The sequence below is a fragment of the Pseudomonas sp. BP11-1-1 genome (assembly GCF_052112105.1).
GTDB lineage: Bacteria > Pseudomonadota > Gammaproteobacteria > Pseudomonadales > Pseudomonadaceae > Aquipseudomonas > Aquipseudomonas alvandae.
The window spans coordinates 418,407-437,496 of record NZ_JAUTYU010000004.1 but is presented as its reverse complement, the minus strand read 5'-3'; the positions used below and the strand labels follow the sequence as shown (position 1 = coordinate 437,496).

General features: G+C 60.4%; 20 protein-coding genes. 11 read left to right on the top strand and 9 right to left on the bottom strand.

Annotated features, from left to right (window positions below):
* Nucleotides 1-228 precede the first annotated feature (228 nt).
* Nucleotides 229-1,026 (top strand): acyl-CoA thioesterase, encoded by a 798-nt coding sequence (locus tag Q7C33_RS11625; protein WP_407683411.1) that lies wholly within the window; start codon nt 229-231, stop codon nt 1,024-1,026.
* A 12-nt stretch (nt 1,027-1,038) separates the two neighbouring features.
* Here the strand turns inward: Q7C33_RS11625 and Q7C33_RS11620 are convergent, their stop codons facing one another.
* From Q7C33_RS11620 to Q7C33_RS11610, 3 genes are all read right to left on the bottom strand, one after another.
* Entirely contained in the window at nt 1,039-1,401 is a 363-nt protein-coding gene (locus tag Q7C33_RS11620) for an Mpo1-like protein (protein ID WP_030141854.1), read from the bottom strand.
* Nucleotides 1,402-1,673: 272 nt separating this feature from the next.
* Nucleotides 1,674-2,891: a methyl-accepting chemotaxis protein gene (locus Q7C33_RS11615; protein ID WP_217860024.1), complete on the bottom strand. Its 1,218-nt coding sequence runs from the start codon at nt 2,889-2,891 to the stop codon at nt 1,674-1,676.
* A gap of 205 nt (nt 2,892-3,096) precedes the next feature.
* Nucleotides 3,097-3,906, bottom strand: coding sequence for a TatD family hydrolase (locus tag Q7C33_RS11610; protein WP_198797289.1), 810 nt, complete (start codon nt 3,904-3,906; stop codon nt 3,097-3,099).
* Nucleotides 3,907-4,143: 237 nt separating this feature from the next.
* Here Q7C33_RS11610 and Q7C33_RS11605 point away from each other — a divergent pair, with 237 nt between their 5' ends.
* The 3 genes from Q7C33_RS11605 to Q7C33_RS11595 all read left to right on the top strand — a co-directional run bounded on the left by Q7C33_RS11605 (nt 4,144) and on the right by Q7C33_RS11595 (nt 6,659).
* The gene (locus Q7C33_RS11605) at nt 4,144-5,565 is read left to right on the top strand and encodes a transglycosylase SLT domain-containing protein (protein ID WP_198797288.1); all 1,422 of its coding nucleotides are present in this window, start codon (nt 4,144-4,146) and stop codon (nt 5,563-5,565) included.
* A 100-nt stretch (nt 5,566-5,665) separates the two neighbouring features.
* Nucleotides 5,666-6,100, top strand: a complete 435-nt coding sequence (locus Q7C33_RS11600) for a DoxX family protein (RefSeq protein WP_030141858.1) — start codon at nt 5,666-5,668, stop codon at nt 6,098-6,100.
* A 250-nt stretch (nt 6,101-6,350) separates the two neighbouring features.
* A complete protein-coding gene (locus Q7C33_RS11595; RefSeq protein ID WP_030141859.1) occupies nt 6,351-6,659 on the top strand; it encodes a hypothetical protein in 309 nt (102 codons plus the stop codon).
* A gap of 5 nt (nt 6,660-6,664) precedes the next feature.
* Here the strand turns inward: Q7C33_RS11595 and Q7C33_RS11590 are convergent, their stop codons facing one another.
* The 4 genes from Q7C33_RS11590 to Q7C33_RS11575 all read right to left on the bottom strand — a co-directional run bounded on the left by Q7C33_RS11590 (nt 6,665) and on the right by Q7C33_RS11575 (nt 11,383).
* Nucleotides 6,665-7,513: a hypothetical protein gene (locus Q7C33_RS11590; protein ID WP_407683410.1), complete on the bottom strand. Its 849-nt coding sequence runs from the start codon at nt 7,511-7,513 to the stop codon at nt 6,665-6,667.
* Between the two features lie 150 nt (nt 7,514-7,663).
* Entirely contained in the window at nt 7,664-8,161 is a 498-nt protein-coding gene (gene greB, locus Q7C33_RS11585; RefSeq protein WP_030141861.1) for a transcription elongation factor GreB, read from the bottom strand.
* A 34-nt stretch (nt 8,162-8,195) separates the two neighbouring features.
* A complete protein-coding gene (locus Q7C33_RS11580; protein WP_030141862.1) occupies nt 8,196-10,700 on the bottom strand; it encodes an ABC transporter permease in 2,505 nt (834 codons plus the stop codon).
* Nucleotides 10,700-11,383 carry an ABC transporter ATP-binding protein gene (locus Q7C33_RS11575; RefSeq protein WP_030141863.1) on the bottom strand — a complete coding sequence of 228 codons (684 nt, stop codon included), beginning with the start codon at nt 11,381-11,383 and terminating at the stop codon, nt 10,700-10,702. The genes Q7C33_RS11580 and Q7C33_RS11575 overlap by 1 nt, the downstream gene beginning before the upstream one ends.
* Before the next feature lie 10 nt (nt 11,384-11,393).
* Here Q7C33_RS11575 and Q7C33_RS11570 point away from each other — a divergent pair, with 10 nt between their 5' ends.
* From Q7C33_RS11570 to Q7C33_RS11560, 3 genes are all read left to right on the top strand, one after another.
* Nucleotides 11,394-11,999 carry an arylesterase gene (locus tag Q7C33_RS11570; protein ID WP_407683409.1) on the top strand — a complete coding sequence of 202 codons (606 nt, stop codon included), beginning with the start codon at nt 11,394-11,396 and terminating at the stop codon, nt 11,997-11,999.
* Between the two features lie 56 nt (nt 12,000-12,055).
* Nucleotides 12,056-12,349, top strand: a complete 294-nt coding sequence (locus tag Q7C33_RS11565) for a hypothetical protein (RefSeq protein ID WP_003199347.1) — start codon at nt 12,056-12,058, stop codon at nt 12,347-12,349.
* A gap of 245 nt (nt 12,350-12,594) precedes the next feature.
* Complete coding sequence (locus Q7C33_RS11560; RefSeq protein WP_030141866.1) at nt 12,595-13,566, top strand: L,D-transpeptidase family protein; 972 nt, start codon at nt 12,595-12,597, stop codon at nt 13,564-13,566.
* A gap of 124 nt (nt 13,567-13,690) precedes the next feature.
* Here Q7C33_RS11560 and oprI read toward each other — a convergent pair whose 3' ends face one another.
* Nucleotides 13,691-13,942: an outer membrane lipoprotei OprI gene (gene oprI / locus Q7C33_RS11555; RefSeq protein WP_011335311.1), complete on the bottom strand. Its 252-nt coding sequence runs from the start codon at nt 13,940-13,942 to the stop codon at nt 13,691-13,693.
* Nucleotides 13,943-14,578: 636 nt separating this feature from the next.
* Here oprI and Q7C33_RS11550 point away from each other — a divergent pair.
* Nucleotides 14,579-14,860, top strand: coding sequence for a GNAT family N-acetyltransferase (locus Q7C33_RS11550; RefSeq protein WP_030141867.1), 282 nt, complete (start codon nt 14,579-14,581; stop codon nt 14,858-14,860).
* Between the two features lie 165 nt (nt 14,861-15,025).
* On the opposite strand, the gene Q7C33_RS11545 is transcribed toward Q7C33_RS11550, so the two are convergent.
* Entirely contained in the window at nt 15,026-16,102 is a 1,077-nt protein-coding gene (locus Q7C33_RS11545; protein ID WP_030141868.1) for a 3-deoxy-7-phosphoheptulonate synthase, read from the bottom strand.
* Nucleotides 16,103-16,545: 443 nt separating this feature from the next.
* On the opposite strand from Q7C33_RS11545, the gene Q7C33_RS11540 reads away from it, so the two are divergent.
* From Q7C33_RS11540 to Q7C33_RS11530, 3 genes are all read left to right on the top strand, one after another.
* On the top strand, nt 16,546-17,499 hold the full coding sequence (locus Q7C33_RS11540; protein ID WP_407683408.1) for a putative 2-dehydropantoate 2-reductase: 954 nt from the start codon (nt 16,546-16,548) through the stop codon (nt 17,497-17,499).
* 18 nt (nt 17,500-17,517) lie between these two features.
* A complete protein-coding gene (locus Q7C33_RS11535; protein ID WP_030141870.1) occupies nt 17,518-18,423 on the top strand; it encodes a 5'-nucleotidase in 906 nt (301 codons plus the stop codon).
* Between the two features lie 96 nt (nt 18,424-18,519).
* Nucleotides 18,520-19,020, top strand: a complete 501-nt coding sequence (locus Q7C33_RS11530; protein ID WP_030141871.1) for a universal stress protein — start codon at nt 18,520-18,522, stop codon at nt 19,018-19,020.
* The last annotated feature ends 70 nt before the right edge of the window (nt 19,021-19,090 follow it).

The window sequence follows — 19,090 nt, the reverse complement described above, 5'->3', positions numbered from 1 at the left end:
TTGCATGTTCTCCTTGTGGGAGCGGGCTTGCTCGCGAATTGCGATCGTGCAGTCACAGCGTATGCGTTGACCTACCGCGTTCGCGAGCAAGCCCGCTCCCACAGGATATTCGCGGTGGATTCTTGGCCCGCGGCTTTTCTGTCAGTCTCTTTGGCCGGAATGAGCGCTGTACTGCTCGTGCGGGCTGGTTAAGATCCCTTCATCTTTTTTCCTGCTTCCGAGGTCGACATGCGCTTTTCCGATTTGATCGATGCCGTGCGCAATCAGCCAGACGCCGTGGTGATCCCGCCTGAATGGGGCCAGGGGCGTGCCAGCTTTGGTGGCTTGGTCGCGGCGCTGCAATACGAGGCGATGCGTGCATGCGTCCCGGCGGATCGCCCGGTGCGCTCGCTGGCGATCACGTTTGTCGGTCCGGTCGAGCCCGACGTGCCGGTCAGTTTTCAAGTCGATGTGTTGCGCGAAGGCAAGGCCGTCAGCCAGGTATTGGGCCGTGCCGTGCAGAACGGCCAGGTCGTGACGGTGGTGCAAGGCAGCTTTGGCGCGTCGCGATCTTCCGTCGTGGCGGTGCAGGCCGACCCCGCGCCTGAATTCAAGGATGTCGAGCAGTGCCAGGAGTTGCCTTACATCAAGGGCGGAACCCCGGAGTTCATGCGTCATTTGGCAATGCGTTGGAGCGTTGGAGGATTGCCGTTTACCGGCAACAAATCCCGCAGCATGGGAGGCTGGGTGCGCTTGCGCGGGGACGTCAAGGAAGAGCCGTTGGACGAAGGTCACATCCTGGCGTTGGTCGACGCCTGGCCGCCAGCGCTGCTGCCGCACCTCACCCAGATGGCGCCGGGCAGCACGCTTACCTGGACCATCGAATTCGTCCAGCCATTGCTGGAACTGACGACGTTGGACTGGTGCCAGTATCTCGCCGAGATTGAACATGCCCAGGACGGCTACGGTCATGTCGCAGCGAAATTCTGGAGCGCCGATGGCCGGCTGATCGCCATGAGCCGGCAGACGGTGACGATTTTCGGCTGATCAGATGGTTCTTCAATGGTGGTGGCGATCGCGCCAGGCGCGCCACCATCCGCCGCTGAGGAAGAACCGGGGAAAGGTCAGGAATTGCTCCACCAGCAGGCGCGACGCGGCGTCTTTGCGATCACTGAATGGTTCGGAAGCCTGTGTTTCCAGGCTATGGCCGTGGCGTTGCAAGCCCAGCGCGGCGAGTACGCCGATCACCCCGATGGCGACATCGCCCAGGCTCAGGCTGAACACACCCGACACAATCAGCAAAAACGCAACGATGAACAGCGGCACCGCGATCAGGTGCAAGACCAGGTTGGTCGGGTGGCGATGATTTTCAGGGTAGGCGCGCCATTGCCAGGCTGGAAGGTTGGGGTGACGTTTGCCCATGATGCTGTTCCTTGAGTCCGTGAAACCGAATAACCCAAGGATAGGTCGGGCCGGGCAGGGCGGCGAATCGCGGTTGGCTATCATCGCGATAGGCGCTGATAGCGAAAAGACTTTTTGTGGCGAGGGGATTCATCCCCGTTGGGGTGCGGAGCGCCCCCCAAATACCTGGATGCGATCAACCTGATCTAACAAAGCACCGGATTCGGGGGCTGCTTCGCAGCCCAGCGGGGATGAATCCCCTCGCCACAAAGGCACACCCGGAAATTCAATATTTAGAGTTTCAACTGCCCGATCGCTTTGTTCAATTCTCCCGCCAACGTGGCCAGTTCATGACTGGTGGTCGCCGACTCCACGGTCTGGCGCACGGTGTTTTCGGTCACGTCGCGAATACTCACCACCGCCCGGTTCATTTCTTCGGCGACATGGCTCTGCTGTTCAGCCGCGACGGCGATCTGGGTGTTGCTCTCGCGCATCTGCGCCACCGCCTCGGTGATCTGCGCCAGTGCCTCTCCGGCCTCGCAAGCCTGTTGCACGCAGTCGTCGGCCTTGTGCGAACTTTCCTGCATGAAATCCACCGCATCGCGGGTTCCCGCCTGCAGGGCCGAGACCATGGTAGTGATTTCATCCGTCGAGGTCTGGACCCGCTTGGCCAGGTTGCGCACCTCGTCGGCCACCACGGCAAAGCCCCGTCCCATCTCGCCGGCACGGGCCGCTTCGATGGCCGCATTGAGCGCCAGCAGGTTGGTTTGCTCGGCGATGCTGTGGATCACACTGACCACGCCGTTGATCTTCTGGCTGTCTTCGGCCAGGCGCTGGATCATTTCGGCGGTCTGCTGGACGCCGGTCGACAGTCCGGTGATCGAATGCTGCACGCGGCTGACCACTTCGCGACCATTTCCGGCCAGGGTGTCGGTGGTTTTCGACAGGTCGCGGGTGGCGCCGGCGTGCTGGGCGATGTGATAAACCGTGGCCGACATTTCGTTGATCGCCGTGGCGGCCTGATCGGTTTCGCTCTGCTGGCCGAGCATGCCGTGGCGTACTTCGTTCATGCTCGACGCCAGTCGCGCCGCGCCACTGTCCAGTTGCCGCGCGGTGCTGGCAACGGTATCGACCACGCGTTGATAGCCGGCCTGCATGGCATTGAACGCAGCGGCCATCTGGCCCACTTCGTCCTTGCAGGCCAACGGCACGCGGGCAGACAGGTCACCGGTTTTCTCCACGTGCAGCATCACGTCTTTCAAGGTGTTGAGCTGACTGAGCAGAAAGCGGATCAGCAATTGCGACGCGCCAAGCATCGCCAGCATCAGCACGAACACCGCCATGGCGTATTGACCGAACCGTTCGCCGAAGACCTGGCCCAGGCTCACCCCTCGGACCTGCTGTTCAAGGTGCATGGCATAGAGCACCAGGAGCAATGTGGTGGCGAAGGCGACGGCGTTGACCGCCCAGAATTTGTATTTCAGCGAAATATTGCTAAGCCAGGCACCCATGGAAGGTCTTCTCTGATAGCGGAAACAGTTTTGGCAAGGTGCCAGTATTGTGCTGCTATTCGGAGGGCTGGGTTTTGATGTGGGTCAACGGATATCGGCGAGTCGTTGTGGGAGCGGGCTTGCTCGCGAAGGCGTTGGGTCAGTTACTGCTGTGCTGGCTGAACCACCGCCTTCGCGAGCAAGCCCGCTCCCACATGGGATGCGTTCAATCTGAGATGTCGGGCAACCCAAAAAACGCCCGGGCGCAGGCCGTGCTGTGGGCCGCCAGGTCTTCCTGGGTTTCGCCCCGGTGCAAGGCCACTTCGCGCAACACTTCCGTCAGGTAGGCCGGTTCGTTGCGACCGTTCTTCGGTTTGGGCCGCAGGGTGCGTGGCAGCAGGTACGGCGCATCGCTTTCGAGCATCAGCCGGCCGCGGGGAATCTCGCGCACCAAGGGATGCAAATGCGTGCCCCGGCGCTCATCGCAGATCCACCCGGTGATACCGATGTGCAGATCCAGGTCGAGGTAGCTGAACAGCGCTTTCTTCTCGCCGGTAAAGCAATGCACCACCGCGGCGGGCAATCGGTCACGGAAATCCCGGAGGATTTCCAGCAGGCGCTGGTCGGCGTCGCGCTCATGAAGGAAGACTGGCAATTGCAACTCGACGGCGAGGGCAAGGTGCTCCTCCAGGACTTTTTCCTGCTGGGGGCGCGGAGAAAAATCACGGTTGAAGTCCAATCCGCATTCACCCACCGCGCGGGCGCGGTCCTGCTTGAGCAGATCCTTCAGGTGCCGGGCACTGTCGGCGGTCCAGTCGCTGGCGCTGTGGGGGTGGATACCGGCGGTGGAAAACAGTCGTTGCCCGTCTTCATCGAGATGCTGGCACAGTTCGAGCGCCTGTTCGCTGCCCTCGATGCTGGTACCGGTCAACACCAATTGGCAGACCCCGGCTTCATAGGCGCGCTCAAGCACGGCCTGGTGTTTGTCGGCGAAACTGGGGTTGGTCAGGTTGACGCCGATATCGATGAGTTGCATGGTGCTACCTCGGCCCAAAGGGCGGAAAGCATATCAGAGCTGTAGAAATACAAGAAAAGCCAAGAACTACAACGAGTTGGAGCTGTCTGTTGAGGCCACGAGACAGGTCGGGGTGGTGCAAATGCCATCGCTGTGCCAGTCTTTCGCACTTTTCAGCGCCCCAAGGTGCTCTGTTTCTGTCGACCCGGTCTCGCTTTTGCGAGGCGATTGGCTCGCCAGTATCGTTCCGGAGAGTGGATGACACGTCCCCAGGTGTTGCTACTGTTGTGTTGTTCGCTGCTGTTGCCGATGCCGGCCGACGCCCGGCTGCCTGGGCCGGTGCAGGCCGTTGCGCCGGGAACCACGCGCGACCTGGCGCAAATACGCAGCAGCCGGGTGTTGAGAGTATTGGTCAATCAGAGCCGCAACAGTTCCGGCGAAGTCCAGGGCCAACCCATCGGCGTCGAATATCATCGGTTGCGTGCTTTCGAGCAGTACCTCAATGGCCATGCCCGGGATGGCCAGGAAATTACCCTCAAGATCATTCCCAAAGCCAAGGACCAGTTGCTCGGTGCCTTGCAGCGTGGGGAGGGCGACCTGGTGGCCCCTGGCGAATTGCTTGAGCCACAAGCGGGCCATGCGGTCAGCGCCAGTGATCCGATTCGTACCGATGTGCCCCTGCTGTTGGTGGGCATCAAGGGCGAGAAGCGTTATACCCGCGTCGAACAATTGTCTGGCAAGACCCTGGCCTTGCCCAACGGCAGCGCGGCGGGCGACGCGGTCAGCCAGATCAACCAGAAGCTGGCGTTGCTGAAGTTGCCTGCGGTGAAGATCGAATGGGTCGATCCCACGCTGGCAGTGGAGGACGTGCTGGAAATGGTCCAGGGCGGAATCTTCCACCTGACCATCGTCGAGCAACCAATCGCCGAACGCTGGGGCAAGATCCTTCCTAAGCTGCGCTTTGACCGCCAGGTGCTCATCGGCGAGCCAAGTGACGAACATTGGTTCGTTCGTCGCGACGCCGCGATGTTACGAGCGAGCATCGACCGGTTCCTGGCGACCTATAAAGTACCCGCCAATGAGGACGCTGCATTCCTGCGCATCTACCGCCGCTTGTATCAGGTCCACTATCCGCTGGCCCGGGCCGATCGCCAGCGCCTGGAAAAACTGCGCCCGGTCCTGCAGAAGCATGCCCAGGCCCAAGGCATGGACTGGCTGAACCTGGCGGCCCTGGCGTTCAAGGAATCAGCCCTGCAACCCAAGGCGCGCAGCGGTGGCGCCCCGACGGGCCTGATGCAGATTACGCCGTCTGCGGCCCAGCGGGTTGGAGTCGATAACATCCAGGACCTGGATGCCAATGTGCAGGCCGGTGCCAAATACCTGGCCATGATCCGCCGCAAGTTCTTCGCCAGCTCCAAGCTCAACGAGCGCGAGCGGATGGCGTTTGTCCTCGCTGCCTACAACATGGGCCCCGAGCGCGTGCAAGGCATGCGTGCCGAGGCCCGGCGGCGAGGCCTGAATCCTGACCAGTGGTTTTTCCAGGTCGAGCGAATCGCCATGGAGCAGGTGGGAATGGGCGCCGTCAGCTACGTTAATAGTGTGAATAAATACTATCTGGCGTTTGACCGGGAGCGAGAGTCGCTGGAGTCCCAGGAACGAGAGGTGGTTTTGCGGAAGTGATCGAGTAATTTGATTGTTATGGCGGATATTTTGCGCTATTCAGATAAGATTATTCGATTAATATGGCGTCCAACCACACATACACCAAGGAATGCACCCCATGAGCACTCTCATCAACAAAGTATTGTCCTCCCGTGCTGGCTACGGCCTGACTGTTTTGCGCGTCGTCGTAGGGATCATCTTCGCCGCCCACGGTTCGCAAAAGCTGTTTGGTCTGTTTGGCGGTTATGGCCTGGCAGGGACGGCGCAATGGATGGAAAGCATTGGCCTGGCTCCGGGTTACCTGATGGCAACCTTGGCGGGCGGCACTGAGTTCTTTGCCGGGCTGGCTTTGATCATCGGTCTGTTGGTGCGCCCGGCGGCATTGGGGCTGGCAATCTTGTCGCTGGTTGCGATTTTCTCCGTGCACATCGGTAATGGTCTGTTCATGGCCAACAACGGTTACGAGTTTGCCTTGGCCTTGCTGGCGGGCAGTGTCGCGGTGCTGATCGAAGGCGCAGGCAAGCTGTCCGTGGATCGGGCCATTGCTGGCTGATCGCTCGCTTGAATCATCGAGGCCCGTCCAGTACGGGCCTTTTTTGTGGGCGGCGATTCTTGACACTGCCCGGTTGGCTTCTCTAGGATGCCGCTCATGCGCCGATTTAAACAGCTACTTGCGGGGCGCCAGGTGACTCATCCAGTTGCCGATAGAAGCCAGGAAACACGGCTTCGAAATACCGCTAAAGCGCTGGTTCGGTGTTGCCTCTCACCTGCCATGCAGACTTTTGAGGCAGAGACACGACACGATGAACACACCCAGCCCCCTTGTACGTCTTGCGCCAATCACGGCGAACCTTGTCCGACGCAACCCCAAAATTCTCCTCGGCGGTACTCACCAGCCGACGCTGTTGCGTTATCTCGACGGCTGGCCGCGGCGTAGCCATGGCCCGGCGGCTTTCCTCATCCAGTTTGTCGAGGACGGCGAGTCATTGGCGCGTTTCGCCAATGACAGTTTCGACTTGGCCGTCATCCAGTCCCCTACGGGGGCGGAAGCTCCCGAAATGATCAAGCAACTGACCCGTGTAGCCAGGCAAGGGCTGATTACACGCCGTTAAGGGCGTCAGCCTTTGGCCTGGGCCCTGAATTGGTTGGCGTGCATGCAGTTGAGCACGATGTTGCTTCGTGTCGACCAGTCAGTGTTGATGATATGGAAGCGCTGGATATAGCTCTCGCTGTCCTTGGACGCGAACCAGAGGTCCACTTTGTCGCTGAAATCGTCCGGGACGTAAAGGCCGGTATATTTGGCGCATTGAATGGCACGCAGAGCGTAGGGCCTTTTGGGCTTGGAACTGGCTTCGTCCATGAAGACTTTCAGTGTCGAAGTGCTTATGTAGTTCTCCCCGATCCATTGTTGTTCGACACCGGGCCAGTAACCGTCTCCGGAGCGCCAGTTATAGGAAATGACCACGCTCTTTCCAGGCATCTGTTGTCGTAGTTGCTCCAGTGTAAGATACCTTTGAGGGTACGGTACTAATCGGTGCCCAATCTTTTGATCGATCAAGGCGTGGAGTTCTTCATGCGACGCCTCGGTAAAATTCTTGAACTGATGGAAGTTTAAAATGATTATTTCATTCTGGCGTCCGGGGTCCGCATAGAAGGCATTGAGCGCGCCAAGCACATCGTCGGCCACGGTGCGGCCAGAAGCGGTGAGGTGATACAGCTGAAAACGACGTGGATGGCCGATGGGTTGGCCAGGGAAAAGCTCTACACGCAAGTCGAGCACCCGAAATCCCCGCATGATCTGATCGCGGACAGGCACGTCCTGGGTGATTTCGTTGGGCAGCATCATTTTCGAAGCTTGCTTGTCAGACCCCGAGTCATGCGTGCCGGGCAGGATCAATTCATCGATACGAAGTTTATAAATGCCCGGTGTGTTATCCATCCAGCGGTCGCTGAAGTTTGCGTTCATGTTATTCATCCTTGAATAATCAGGTGATTAATTAAAAGTGCGCGTCTGGCGCACATTTAATTTCCTGCATGGGCAAGTTGAAGTCAAACCAAGAATGTCTCTGTCTTGTACTTCAATGTTTCGTTGCTGTAGAAGTTGTAATCAGGTTGGTTATAGGTATTCGATGCGGGTGATATAGATCAGTTGTTCTCCGGCAGGTGTCTGGACTCGGACTTCGGCATCCAGGGCTTTGCCAATCAATGCCCGGGCGAGCGGCGAATCGATACTGATCAGATGTTGTTTTAAATCCAGTTCATCGGGCCCGACGATGCGATAGCGCGACTCGTTGCCATCCTCGTCCTCCACAGTGACCCAGGCACCGAAGTAAACCTTGTTCGGGTCACTGGGCTTTTCACTGACGACTTTGAGTGCTTCGAGGCGTTTGGTGAGGAAACGCACGCGACTGTCGATTTCCCGGAGCATCTTCTTGCCGTAGGTGTACTCGGCGTTCTCCGAGCGATCGCCCTGGGCCGCCGCCTCGCTGACCGACTGGGTCACCTGGGGGCGGCGCACGTGCCAGAGTTCATGAAGTTCGGCACGCATCCGCGCTTCACCCTCGGGGGTGATCAGCGCGGTGCCGGCGGTGCGGGGAGGGCGATAGCGACTCATGGCGACTTCTTTTGATGACGAGGCCCGAAGTCTATCAACCCTCGCGCAACACTGTCAGCGGGCTGGCGTTGAGCGCTCGACGGGTACCGAATACACCTGCGCCACCGATCAGCAATGCTCCCACCAACGGCAGCACCAGCAGCCATGGGTGTGGATGCCAAGGCAAGTCGAGGGCATAGCGGTAGAGGACCAGGCTCACCAGTTCCGAACCCAGGGCTGCCAGCAAGCCGCTGACCGCACCCAGCAAGCCGAACTCGATGCGCCGGGCCTTGGTCAGCAGCGGCCGCTCGGCGCCCAGGGCGCGTAGCAATGCGCCTTGCCGGATCCTTTCGTCGAGGGTGGCCTGCAAGCCCGAGAACAGCACGGCCATGCCCGCCGCCAGTACGAACAGCAAGACATACTCCACGGCCAGCGTCACTTGGGCCAGGATACTGCGCAGCTGTTCCAGCAAGGCTTCGACTTGCAGGATCGTGACCGCCGGAAAGGCCCGGGACAGGTCGACGATCTGTTGATCGTGGCCGGGCGCCAGATAAAAACTGGTGAGGTAGGTGGCCGGCAGATCCTTCAGGGTACCGGGCTGGAAGATCATGAAGAAGTTCGGCTGGAAATTGTCCCAGTTGATCTCCCGCAAGCTGGTGACCTTCGCTTCCCGATTGACGCCGCCAACGCTGAACACCAGGCGGTCGCCCAACTTGATCTTGAGGTTATCGGCGACCTTGCCTTCGACCGAAACTCCCGGGATATCGTCCGACGGCTGCTGCGACCACCAGGACCCGGCAGTCACGACGTTGCCCGCCGGCAAATCCTCAGCCCAGGTCAGGCTCAGGTCTCGCTGCAGTGCCCGGTCACCTGCCGAGTCCTTGGTGACGAACTCCGTGGCCGGCTCGCCATTGATGCTGATCAGTCGCCCGGGTACCACAGGATAGAGAGGGGCCGATTGCGCCGACAGAGCGACCAGTTTGTCGGTGAACGCCTGCTTGTCGTTGGGCAGGATGTTCAGGGCAAAATAGTTCGGCGCGTTTTTCGGCAGCTGGTTTTGCCAGGTGTCCAGCAACTCGCCGCGCAGCAGCGCAATCAGGGCCATGGACAGCAGGATCAGGCCGAACGCCAACGCCTGGCCGGCAGCCGCCAGGGGATGACGCAGCAGTTGGCCGAGCCCCAGCCGCCAGGGCAGCGAGGCACGCGCCAGCATCCTGCGCAGGCTTTGCAACGCCAGTAACAGCAAGCCGCCAAGCACCAGCGCAGCAATCACACCACCACCGAGCAAGGCGAAGGTCAGCACCAGGTCCAGGCTCAGGCGCCACATGATCAGCCCAAGCGCGCCCAATGCGGCGCCGTAGACGACCCAACTGCTGGAAGGGATCGGCAGCATGTCCCGTCGCAACACGCGCAGCGGTGGTACCCGACCCAGGGCGGCGAGCGGGGGCAAGGCGAACCCCGCCAGGGCCACCAGCCCGGTGCCGATCCCGGCAATGGCCGGCAGCATCCCGCCTGGCGGCACGGTGGTGGGCAGCAGGTCATGCAGCAAGGCAAACAACCCCAACTGGGCGATCCAGCCAAGCAGCGCGCCGCTGATGCTCGCCAACAGGCCCAGCATTGCCAGTTGCAGGCTGAACAGCACCATGGTTTCGCGGCGGGACAGGCCCAGGCAGCGCAACAGCGCACTCGCATCGAAGCGGCGGGTGGCGAAGCGGTTGGCCGAGAGGGCGACGGCGACGCCGGACAGCAACACCGCCACCAGGCTGGCCATGTTCAGGTAGCGCTCGGCCTTGCCCAGAGCACCGCCGATCTGTCGATTGCCATCCCGGGCGTCTTGCAAGCGCTGGTTGGGTTCCAGGCCTGGCTTGACCAGGTCGCGATAGGTCTGCAATGCCGGCGCCGGACCGCGCCACAGGTCGCGATAGCTGACCCGGCTGCCCGGTTGCACCACGCCCGTGGCATCCAGGTCCTGGAGATTGATCATGACCCGAGGCGTCAGGCTGTAGAAATTACCGGCGCGATCCGGTTCGTAGGTCAGCACCCGGCTCAGGCGCAGGGTCTTGTTGCCGACATCGATGCTGTCGCCAATCTTCAGGTCCAGTGCCGTCAACAGGCGTGCTTCCACCCAGGCTTCCCCTGGGGCCGGTCGTCCACCGGTTTCTTCCGGGGCGAAAGGGGCCGGGGCGCTTTTCAACTCGCCACGCAAAGGGTAGATGTCATCGGCTGCCTTGACGCTGGACAGCTGGATGCCGTTGTCGGTGGCGACCACGCTGGAGAACTCGACCACACGAGCATGTTCCAGGCCCAGCTCGGTGCCGCTGCGGATCTGTTCCGGGCGGGCAGGGGAACTGCCTTCGAGCAAAAGGTCGGCGCCGAGGAATTCGGTGGCGCGCATCATCATCGCGCCATTGAGCCGGGCACCGAAATAACCGATGGCGGTGCTCGCCGCCACGGCCACCAGCAGGGCGAAGAACAGCACGCGCAGTTCACCGGCGCGGGCATCGCGCAGCAACTGGCGGACGGCAAGACTGAACAGGCGCAACAGGGGCAAGCGTGCCATCAAGGCTCCAGGGGCGCGACCATCTGGCCGGCTTCAAGTCGGATCAGGCGCCGGCAGCGATGGGCCAGGCGTTCGTCGTGGGTGACCAGCACCAGGGTCGTGCCGCGTTCCTTGTTCAGCTCGAACAGGAGATCGCTGATGCGTTCACCAGTATGGCTGTCGAGGTTGCCGGTGGGTTCGTCGGCAAACAGCACGTCGGGTTCGGCGGCAAACGCACGGGCAATCGCGACGCGCTGCTGTTCACCGCCGGAGAGCTGGCGTGGCGAATGGGTCAGCCGCTGGCCAAGCCCCACACGTTGCAGCAGTTGGGTGGCGCGCTCGCGGGCGTCCTTGCGGCCGTCCAGCTCCAGCGGCAGCATGACGTTTTCCAGTGCGTTGAGGCTGTCGAGCAACTGGAACGACTGGAAGACGAAGCCGACGTGTTCGGCGCGCACGCGGGCCCGTTGATCTTCATCCAATGTACTGAGGGCCTGGCCGGCAAGGGTGACTTCACCGCCGCTGGGCAGATCGAGGCCGGCGAGCAGGCCCAGGAGCGTGGATTTGCCGGAACCGGATGCGCCGACAATGGCGAGGCTGTCGCCTTTGTTCAGTTCCAGGCTGAGTTCGTGCAGGATGGTCAGTTCACCTTCCGCGCTGGGAACCACTTTGCTAAGGTCCGTCGCGGTGAGAATGCTTGAGCCCATGGAGAATCCGATGCGAGTGTGGTTTTTGAGTGCCGGCCTGGCCTTGATGTGCATGGCCCAGAACGCAGCGGCGGGTACAGTCCTGATCGTTGGCGATAGTATCAGCGCGGCTTTCGGCCTGGATACCCGGCAAGGCTGGGTGTCGTTGCTCGAACAACGGCTCAAGACCGAGGGTTTCGACGAAAAGGTGGTCAATGCTTCGATCAGTGGCGACACCAGCGCAGGTGGGCTGGCACGGCTGCCGGCGCTGCTTTCAGCCCATAAGCCGGAGCTCGTCATCCTGGAACTGGGAGGCAACGATGGCTTGCGTGGACAACCGCCAACACAATTGCAACAAAACCTTGCAGCGATGATCGACAGCTCCCGCGCCTGTGGGGCGAAAGTGCTTTTGCTGGGGATGCAACTGCCCCCCAACTATGGACGCCGCTATACCGATGCGTTCGCGCGGGTCTACAGCACGTTGGCAGAGGAGAAAAACGTGCCGCTGGTGCCGTTTTTCCTCAAGGAGATCGGGGGCGTGCCCGGGATGATGCAAGGCGACGGATTGCACCCGTCCGTCGCGGCCCAGGGCAAGTTGCTGGAAAATGTCTGGCCGACGCTGAAACCGCTGCTTTGACGCTTTTCTACAGGCGGTGTTTCGGCTAATGTGGCGCCCCCGATTTGGAGCCCCCGATGCCGCGTCCAGCCTGGTCCCTGTTTGCCTACCAACTGATCGAGCCCGACGAGCAGTTGGATCTGTTCGCCTGTCAGGAAGTACGGGTGCACTTGGTGACCCGGCAGTTGGAGCTTGGCGGTTCGGCCGACCGGACCCTGTGTGGCAGCCTGCTGCCGGCCCAGCCGCGCTGGTCGAGCGTCGATCGCAAGATTTTCCAGGATCATCGCCTGTGCTCGCTATGCCGGGCAATCCTGGAGTCCCAGAAACGCGGGACTTCGCCGATCTGGCCGGAGTTGCGGTTCGAGTTGTGATCCTCCTGGCTCAAAGTATCGCTTTTTTGTGGGAACGAGCTTGCTCGCGATAGGCAGGCACAGCCCCATACAGTGCAGGCAGGCTCACCGCCAATCGCGAGCAAGCTCGCTCCCACAGGGTTTCAGTTCAATCCCCCGGCATGCTGCGCATCGGGCGCTTCAGCGCCGCTCTCCCCGAAATAACGGGTGGCAGTGTACAATCGCCGCTTCCACACCCTCTGTTCGATCTGCGAAGGATTTCCCGGATGTTGCCGCGCTTGCCTGCCGTCGCCCGCTGCCTGTCTCTTGCCGCCCTGTGTATGGCTGGTCCCGTTGCTGCCCTGGAGCTGCCTCTGCCACCGCCGGGTGAAGACATCGTCGGCCAGGTGCAGGTCATCAAGGCCAAATACGAAGACACCTTCGCCGACCTGGGCACCACCTATGACCTGGGCTACAGCGAGATGGTCGCGGCCAACCCTGGGGTCGATCCGTGGCTGCCGGGCGCGGGCACCGAAATCGTCCTGCCGACCCGCTTCATCCTGCCGCCAGGCCCGCGCGAAGGGATCGTGATCAACCTCGCCGAATACCGTCTCTACTATTTCCCCAAGGGGCGGAACGTGGTCTACACCTTCCCGCTGGGGATCGGCCGTGAAGGCTGGGGCTCGCCTATCGCCCACACCAGCATCATCGCCAAGACACCGAACCCGACCTGGACGCCTCCAGCTTCGATCAAGGCTGAACACGCCGCCGATGGCGATCCGCTGCCGAACGTCGTACCGGCCGGCCCTGACAACCCGCTGGGCCCGTTCAAGTTCACCCTGGGCACCCCGGGCTACCTGATCCATGGTTCGAACAAGAAGTTCGGTATTGGCATGCGTACCAGCCACGGTTGCTTCCGGATGTTCAACAACAACGTATTGGAAATGGCGAGCATGGTGCCGGTGGGGACTTCGGTGCGAATCATCAACGACCCGTACAAGTTGGGCGTAAGCGGCGGCAAGGTTTACCTGGAAGCCCATACGCCGCTGGACGACAAGGGCAACCCGTCCGTGGTGGACAAGCACACCGCGGTCATCAACGCGATGCTCAAGCGGGAAGACATCACCAGCAACTTGCGCATGAACTGGGACGTGGTGCGTGACGTGGTGGCTGCCGAAGACGGCCTGCCGGTAGAGGTTGCCGTTCCGAATACTTCGGCACCGATGGTATCGAGCGCGCCGGTCGATCTGACCCAATAAGCGACTCTACGACAACCCGCCCACATTCCAGGATGTCGGCGGGTTTTTTATCGCCAGGAGAATACCGGGCAATAAAAAAGCCGACCCACTAGTGGGTCGGCTCGATAACAATCCCGAAGGACTATTACTTGCGGCTAGCTTTTTCCAGCATGCGCAGAGCACGCTCGTTAGCTTCGTCAGCAGTCTGTTGTGCTTTTTGAGCAGCAGCCAGAGCTTCATCAGCTTTACGGTAGGCTTCGTCTGCACGAGCTTGGGCGCGAGCTGCTGCGTCTTCGGTAGCAGTCAGACGTGCTTCGGTTTCTTTCGATGCGCTGCTGCAACCGGTAGCCAGAACTGCGGCCAGGGCCAGAGCAGAGAATTTCAGAACGTTGTTCATCGTGTTCCCCTTCAAGGACTTTCTATTTAGTGACTGTCTCCCCAGAGTGAGGAGTTAGCCGGCGTACATACTACTCATTACTTGTAGTAAGTAAACTGACGTAGCGCAAGAAGCAAAAAAATTGTAGGCGGTGATTCTTTTTCAGGCAACTTTTCTGTTGGTTGTTTAAAAAATACACAGCCTCAACCGTGGGAATGGAGCGTGCCGCTGAAAAAAAGTTCCGCAGACCGGTCAACTCAACCGAAGGCGCTAAAAGTCGTTGTTTATTGATTCTCCTGGACTTTTGTTCATTTTTTGTGCAGTCCGCCAGGGATCTTTTATTGCTAATGGCGGTGACTTTAACAGCGGGCGCTCGTCTCAAGACTCAACAACTGGCGATGTTCAGCTATAGCGTCTGGACCGACTAGCGCTTGAAAGTGAGGCTCAACCGATAAACCCGTCGAGGTTCACCACTTCAGTGACAGGCGTGTCTTGAGCATTTGCGTCATTGGTGCCTACTATTCACGACGTGCTCAGGTTTGGGCGGCTGGTTTTTTGCCCTCGGTGACCGGATTGGCACGGGGTGGCGTAGAGGTTCCTTCGCCGGAAAAACATCGGTAAGGTAGGGGTCGGCATTCAGACCCGCGAGGAGTAGTGATGAGCGAGGCGGTTTCCATCCACCATGACCAGGCTGGTCATCAGTTCGAGACCATTGTGGACGGTCATCGTGCCTATCTGACCTATATGGACCTGGGCAAGCAGACCTTGGACATCTATCGCACCTTCGTGCCCAACGCATTGCGTGGCAGGGGGATCGCCGCGAAGTTGACCGAAGAGGCGCTGCGGTTCGCTGAAGAAATGGGCTACACGGTGATCCCGTCCTGCTCCTATGTAGAGCGCTACATGGAGCGCCACCAGCGCCACGCGGCGAAGCTTTGATAGACCAAGAATTCACCATAAAAAAACGCCGGGCTGCAAAGCCCGGCGTTTTTTTATGTCTGAAGGAAGCAAAGGTCGCAGGCTTCGCCAGCTCCTACATCCCCGCTCCAAAGTGTAGGAGCTATGTAGGGTAGGAGTTGCCGAGTGCAACGAGGCTGCGATCTTTTAGCCGCGCTGACGCTTAGGCAGCACATCCTTGAGCTTGGCATGCATGCCGCGCAAGGTCTTCTCGGTCGCGCTCCAGTCGATGCAGGCATCGGTGATGGAGACGCCGTACTGCAAATCGGCGAGGTCTTTCGGAATCGCCTGGCAGCCCCAATTCAGATGACTTTCCACCATCAGGCCGATGATCGACTGGTTGCCTTCCAGGATCTGGTTGGCGACGTTTTCCATCACCAGCGGTTGCAGTGCCGGGTCCTTGTTGGAGTTGGCGTGGCTGCAATCGACCATGATGTTCGGCTTGATCTTCGCTTTGTTCAGCGCCTGTTCGCACAGCGCGACGCTGACCGAGTCATAGTTCGGCTTGCCGTTGCCACCGCGCAGCACGACGTGGCCGTAGGCGTTGCCCTTGGTGGTCACGATCGACACGCCGCCTTCCTGGTTGATGCCCAGGAAACGGTGGGGGCTGGAAACCGACTGCAAGGCGTTGATGGCGACGGTGAGGCCGCCGTCAGTGCCATTCTTGAAGCCGACGGCCGACGACAGGCCGGAGGCCATTTCGCGGTGCGTCTGGGATTCGGTGGTGCGCGCGCCGATGGCCGACCAGCTGATCAGGTCCTGCAAATATTGCGGGGAGATCGGGTCCAGGGCTTCGGTGGCGGTGGGCAGGCCCATTTCGGCCAGGTCCAGCAGCAACTGGCGGCCGATGTGCAGGCCGTCCTGGATCTTGAAGGAGTCGTCCAGGTACGGGTCGTTGATCAGGCCCTTCCAACCAACGGTCGTCCGAGGTTTCTCGAAATACACCCGCATCACCAGGTACAAGGTGTCGGAGACTTCCGCCGCAAGCACCTTCAAGCGCTCGGCATATTCGTGGGCAGCCTTGATGTCATGGATCGAGCAAGGCCCGATGACCACGAACAGGCGATGGTCGGTGCCGTCGAGGATGTTGCGGATGACTTCCCGACCCTTGGTCACGGTGCGCAGGGCAGCGTCGCTCAAGGGAATGTCGCGCTTGAGCTGGTCAGGCGTGATGAGGGTTTCGTTGGAGGCGACGTTAAGGTCGTTGATCGGTAAATCAGCCATCGTGTTACTCGTCAGGTCACGGGTGCCGGCCGCCAGCGATCCCCGCGCGGCGGTGCACAGCGGATTTAAGCGCGTCGGGGAGCCGAACCTTAGCGCGTTAGGAGGTGGCTCGACAATGGGCAGGCGCGGGTTTAATCCCTATTTGTCTGGCCATCGAGCCCGAAGGCTGGCTGTAATGAGGTTCTCATGAGAAAAGCGATGGACCCGTGGCGAGGGAGCTTGCTCCCGCTCGGTTGCGCAGCGACCGCAAAGTCTTGGGGCCGCTCCGCCCGAGGCGTCGGACCGTCCCAGCGGGAGCAAGCTCCCTCGCCACAGGTGTTTGGATGACCTTAATTACGAAGGCAGGCCGGGGATTAATTTCACGGCTGCTTACAATCTGGATTGCATGCCGTCTGGCCCCCGTTGATAGTGTGCACGGATTGTTTTCAAAGAGGGCTACGGTAATGCAAGCAGGCGTAAAAGCGCGAATAGGAATGATCGGCACCGGGGCGATTGGCGGCTTCTACGGCGTGATGCTGGCACGTGCCGGCTTTGATGTGCATTTCTTGTTGCGCAGTGAATTTGCCGCCGTGGCCGAAGGCGGCCTGCGAGTCGACAGCGCAGTCCATGGCACGCTGGCCCTCAACCCGGTCCAGGCGTACCGTTCGGCAAACGAAATGCCGCCTTGCGACTGGCTGCTGGTGGGCGCCAAGACCACCAGCAATGCCGACCTGGCCCCGGCCATCATCCAGGCTGCCGCCGATGGTGCAAAAATCCTGTTGCTGCAGAACGGTCTCGATGTCGAGGACGATCTGCGACCGCTACTGCCCGACTCACTGCATTTATTGGGCGGCCTGTGCCTGGTCTGCGTTCACCGCGTCGGGCCGGGCATCGTTGCCCATCAGGCCCTTGGCGCGGTGAATATCGGTTATCACAGCGGTCCTTGCCAGGGCCAGGACGAACGCATGGCGATTGTCGAGGAGGGGGCTGGGTTGTTTCGTGCCGCGGGTATCGACTCCCAGTCCATGCCCGACCTGCAACAGGCTCGCTGGCAGAAGCTGGTATGGAACGTACCGTACAACGGCCTCTCGGTGCTGCTGGGCGCCAGCACCACGCCGTTGATGGCCAATGACCACAGTCGCGGTCTGGTCCAGGCCTTGATGGCGGAGGTGGTACGCGGTGCGCAAGCCTGCGGGCATCAAATCGCACCAGGGTATGCCGACTATCTCTTTACGATGACCGAAAAGATGCCCGACTATTGGCCGAGCATGTATCACGATTATTCCCATGAACGGCCGTTGGAGCTGGATGCGATCTACGGCCGGCCACTGGCAGCGGCGAAGGCGGCGGGCTGCGATTTGCCGAAGATCGAAGCCTTGTATCAGGCGCTGGCGTTCCTGGACCGCCGCAATCGTTGATGGATGAAGGGGGACAGCATGGCGAATAACATCGACGACAAACTGGTGCTGGCGATTTCATCGCGAGCCTTGTTCGACCTGAGGGAAAGCCACAAGGTCTATCTTTCCAGTGGTGTCGAGGCCTATCGGCAATACCAGATCGAGCATGAAGACGAGGTCCTTGAGCCTGGGGACGCCTTCGCCCTCGTACAGAAATTGCTCAATCTCAACGAGCACCTGGGGCGAGCCCGTGTCGAGGTGATCCTGGTGTCGCGCAACAGCGCCGACACTGGCCTGCGGGTGTTCAACTCGATTCATCATTACGGCCTGGCGATCTCCCGCGCCGCGTTCGTTGGCGGTCGAAGTCCTTATCCATACCTCAAGGCGTTCGGCTGCGACCTGTTCCTCTCCACCCATGCCGAAGATGTGCGCAGCGCATTGGACGCCGGATTTGCGGCGGCAACGATCCTGTCAGGCGGGGCCAGCCGTGCCGCCAGCGAGGAGCTGCGCATCGCGTTTGACGGTGATGCGGTGCTGTTTTCCGATGAGTCTGAACGCATCTATCAGAGCGGTGGCCTCGAAGCCTTCCAGGCCAGTGAACGCCAAGCCGCGCGCGAGCCACTGCGAGGCGGGCCGTTCAAGGGGTTCCTGGCGGCGCTCAATGCCCTGCAGCGCGAATTCCCGGAGGATGCCTGCCCGATCCGCACGGCATTGGTCACGGCTCGGTCGGCGCCGGCCCATGAACGGGTCATCCGTACGCTGCGAGAATGGGATATTCGTCTGGACGAGTCGCTGTTCCTGGGCGGCCTGACCAAGTCGGCATTCCTCGAAGCCTTTGCCGCCGACGTGTTTTTCGATGACCAGACCGGCCATTGCGAGCTTGCCCGCGAGGTGGTTGCCACCGGGCATGTGCCCCATGGCATCAGCAACGAAGTGAAGCTCTGACCGCCCGTACTTTGAGGCGTTACGCCACACGTCACGCTCGTTGGCGCGCTGCTAAGCTGAATCAATCTCCGCCATTCTGGCATTCGAGGAGGTCACATGATTCGTTCGATGCTGTACGCCACAGACCTGGGGCTTTATGCCCCTTATGTGATGCAGCATGCCTTGGCGTTGGCACGGACGTTTGAAGCCGAGTTGTATGTAGTGCATGCGGTGGAACCGATGGGGCTGTTCGCCGAGTCGGTGTTGCAAAGCTATCTGGACGAGCAGGCGCTGAACGAATTTCATCGCCAGGGTCTGAATACGGTGATGGCCAATATCGAGCAGCGAGTACTGGACAGCTTTCGCGAGGAGTTGGGGGAGGGGCAGCAGGACTTGCAACTGATCAAGTCGGTGAGGGTATTCCAGGGTGACCCGTCCCAGGTCATTCTCGAGCAGGCTGCGAAACTCTCCGTCGATTTGTTGATCGTAGGCAGTCACTGCCAGGGGGCGAATGGAGAAACTCCTTTGGGCAGGACCGCCGCACGGGTATTGCAGTTATCCCGGGTGCCGGTCTACCTGGTGCCGCTGGTCCAGCGCCGGCGGCAGGGAGAGGCCTAAGGCTAAATGATGGCTTTTTTATAAAAAGTTCTAGATTTATTAATACAACCATTCATATAGTTATATGCCG

Bases quoted from the DNA above. Each gene is read 5' to 3' on its own strand.
- Q7C33_RS11625 (WP_407683411.1), top strand. From the start codon at position 229: ATGCGCTTTTCCGATTTGATCGATGCCGTGCGCAATCAGCCAGACGCC.
- Q7C33_RS11620 (WP_030141854.1), bottom strand. From the start codon at position 1,401: ATGGGCAAACGTCACCCCAACCTTCCAGCCTGGCAATGGCGCGCCTAC.
- Q7C33_RS11615 (WP_217860024.1), bottom strand. From the start codon at position 2,891: ATGGGTGCCTGGCTTAGCAATATTTCGCTGAAATACAAATTCTGGGCG.
- Q7C33_RS11610 (WP_198797289.1), bottom strand. From the start codon at position 3,906: ATGCAACTCATCGATATCGGCGTCAACCTGACCAACCCCAGTTTCGCC.
- Q7C33_RS11605 (WP_198797288.1), top strand. From the start codon at position 4,144: ATGACACGTCCCCAGGTGTTGCTACTGTTGTGTTGTTCGCTGCTGTTG.
- Q7C33_RS11600 (WP_030141858.1), top strand. From the start codon at position 5,666: ATGAGCACTCTCATCAACAAAGTATTGTCCTCCCGTGCTGGCTACGGC.
- Q7C33_RS11595 (WP_030141859.1), top strand. From the start codon at position 6,351: ATGAACACACCCAGCCCCCTTGTACGTCTTGCGCCAATCACGGCGAAC.
- Q7C33_RS11590 (WP_407683410.1), bottom strand. From the start codon at position 7,513: ATGAACGCAAACTTCAGCGACCGCTGGATGGATAACACACCGGGCATT.
- greB (WP_030141861.1), bottom strand. From the start codon at position 8,161: ATGAGTCGCTATCGCCCTCCCCGCACCGCCGGCACCGCGCTGATCACC.
- Q7C33_RS11580 (WP_030141862.1), bottom strand. From the start codon at position 10,700: ATGGCACGCTTGCCCCTGTTGCGCCTGTTCAGTCTTGCCGTCCGCCAG.
- Q7C33_RS11575 (WP_030141863.1), bottom strand. From the start codon at position 11,383: ATGGGCTCAAGCATTCTCACCGCGACGGACCTTAGCAAAGTGGTTCCC.
- Q7C33_RS11570 (WP_407683409.1), top strand. From the start codon at position 11,394: ATGCGAGTGTGGTTTTTGAGTGCCGGCCTGGCCTTGATGTGCATGGCC.
- Q7C33_RS11565 (WP_003199347.1), top strand. From the start codon at position 12,056: ATGCCGCGTCCAGCCTGGTCCCTGTTTGCCTACCAACTGATCGAGCCC.
- Q7C33_RS11560 (WP_030141866.1), top strand. From the start codon at position 12,595: ATGTTGCCGCGCTTGCCTGCCGTCGCCCGCTGCCTGTCTCTTGCCGCC.
- oprI (WP_011335311.1), bottom strand. From the start codon at position 13,942: ATGAACAACGTTCTGAAATTCTCTGCTCTGGCCCTGGCCGCAGTTCTG.
- Q7C33_RS11550 (WP_030141867.1), top strand. From the start codon at position 14,579: ATGAGCGAGGCGGTTTCCATCCACCATGACCAGGCTGGTCATCAGTTC.
- Q7C33_RS11545 (WP_030141868.1), bottom strand. From the start codon at position 16,102: ATGGCTGATTTACCGATCAACGACCTTAACGTCGCCTCCAACGAAACC.
- Q7C33_RS11540 (WP_407683408.1), top strand. From the start codon at position 16,546: ATGCAAGCAGGCGTAAAAGCGCGAATAGGAATGATCGGCACCGGGGCG.
- Q7C33_RS11535 (WP_030141870.1), top strand. From the start codon at position 17,518: ATGGCGAATAACATCGACGACAAACTGGTGCTGGCGATTTCATCGCGA.
- Q7C33_RS11530 (WP_030141871.1), top strand. From the start codon at position 18,520: ATGATTCGTTCGATGCTGTACGCCACAGACCTGGGGCTTTATGCCCCT.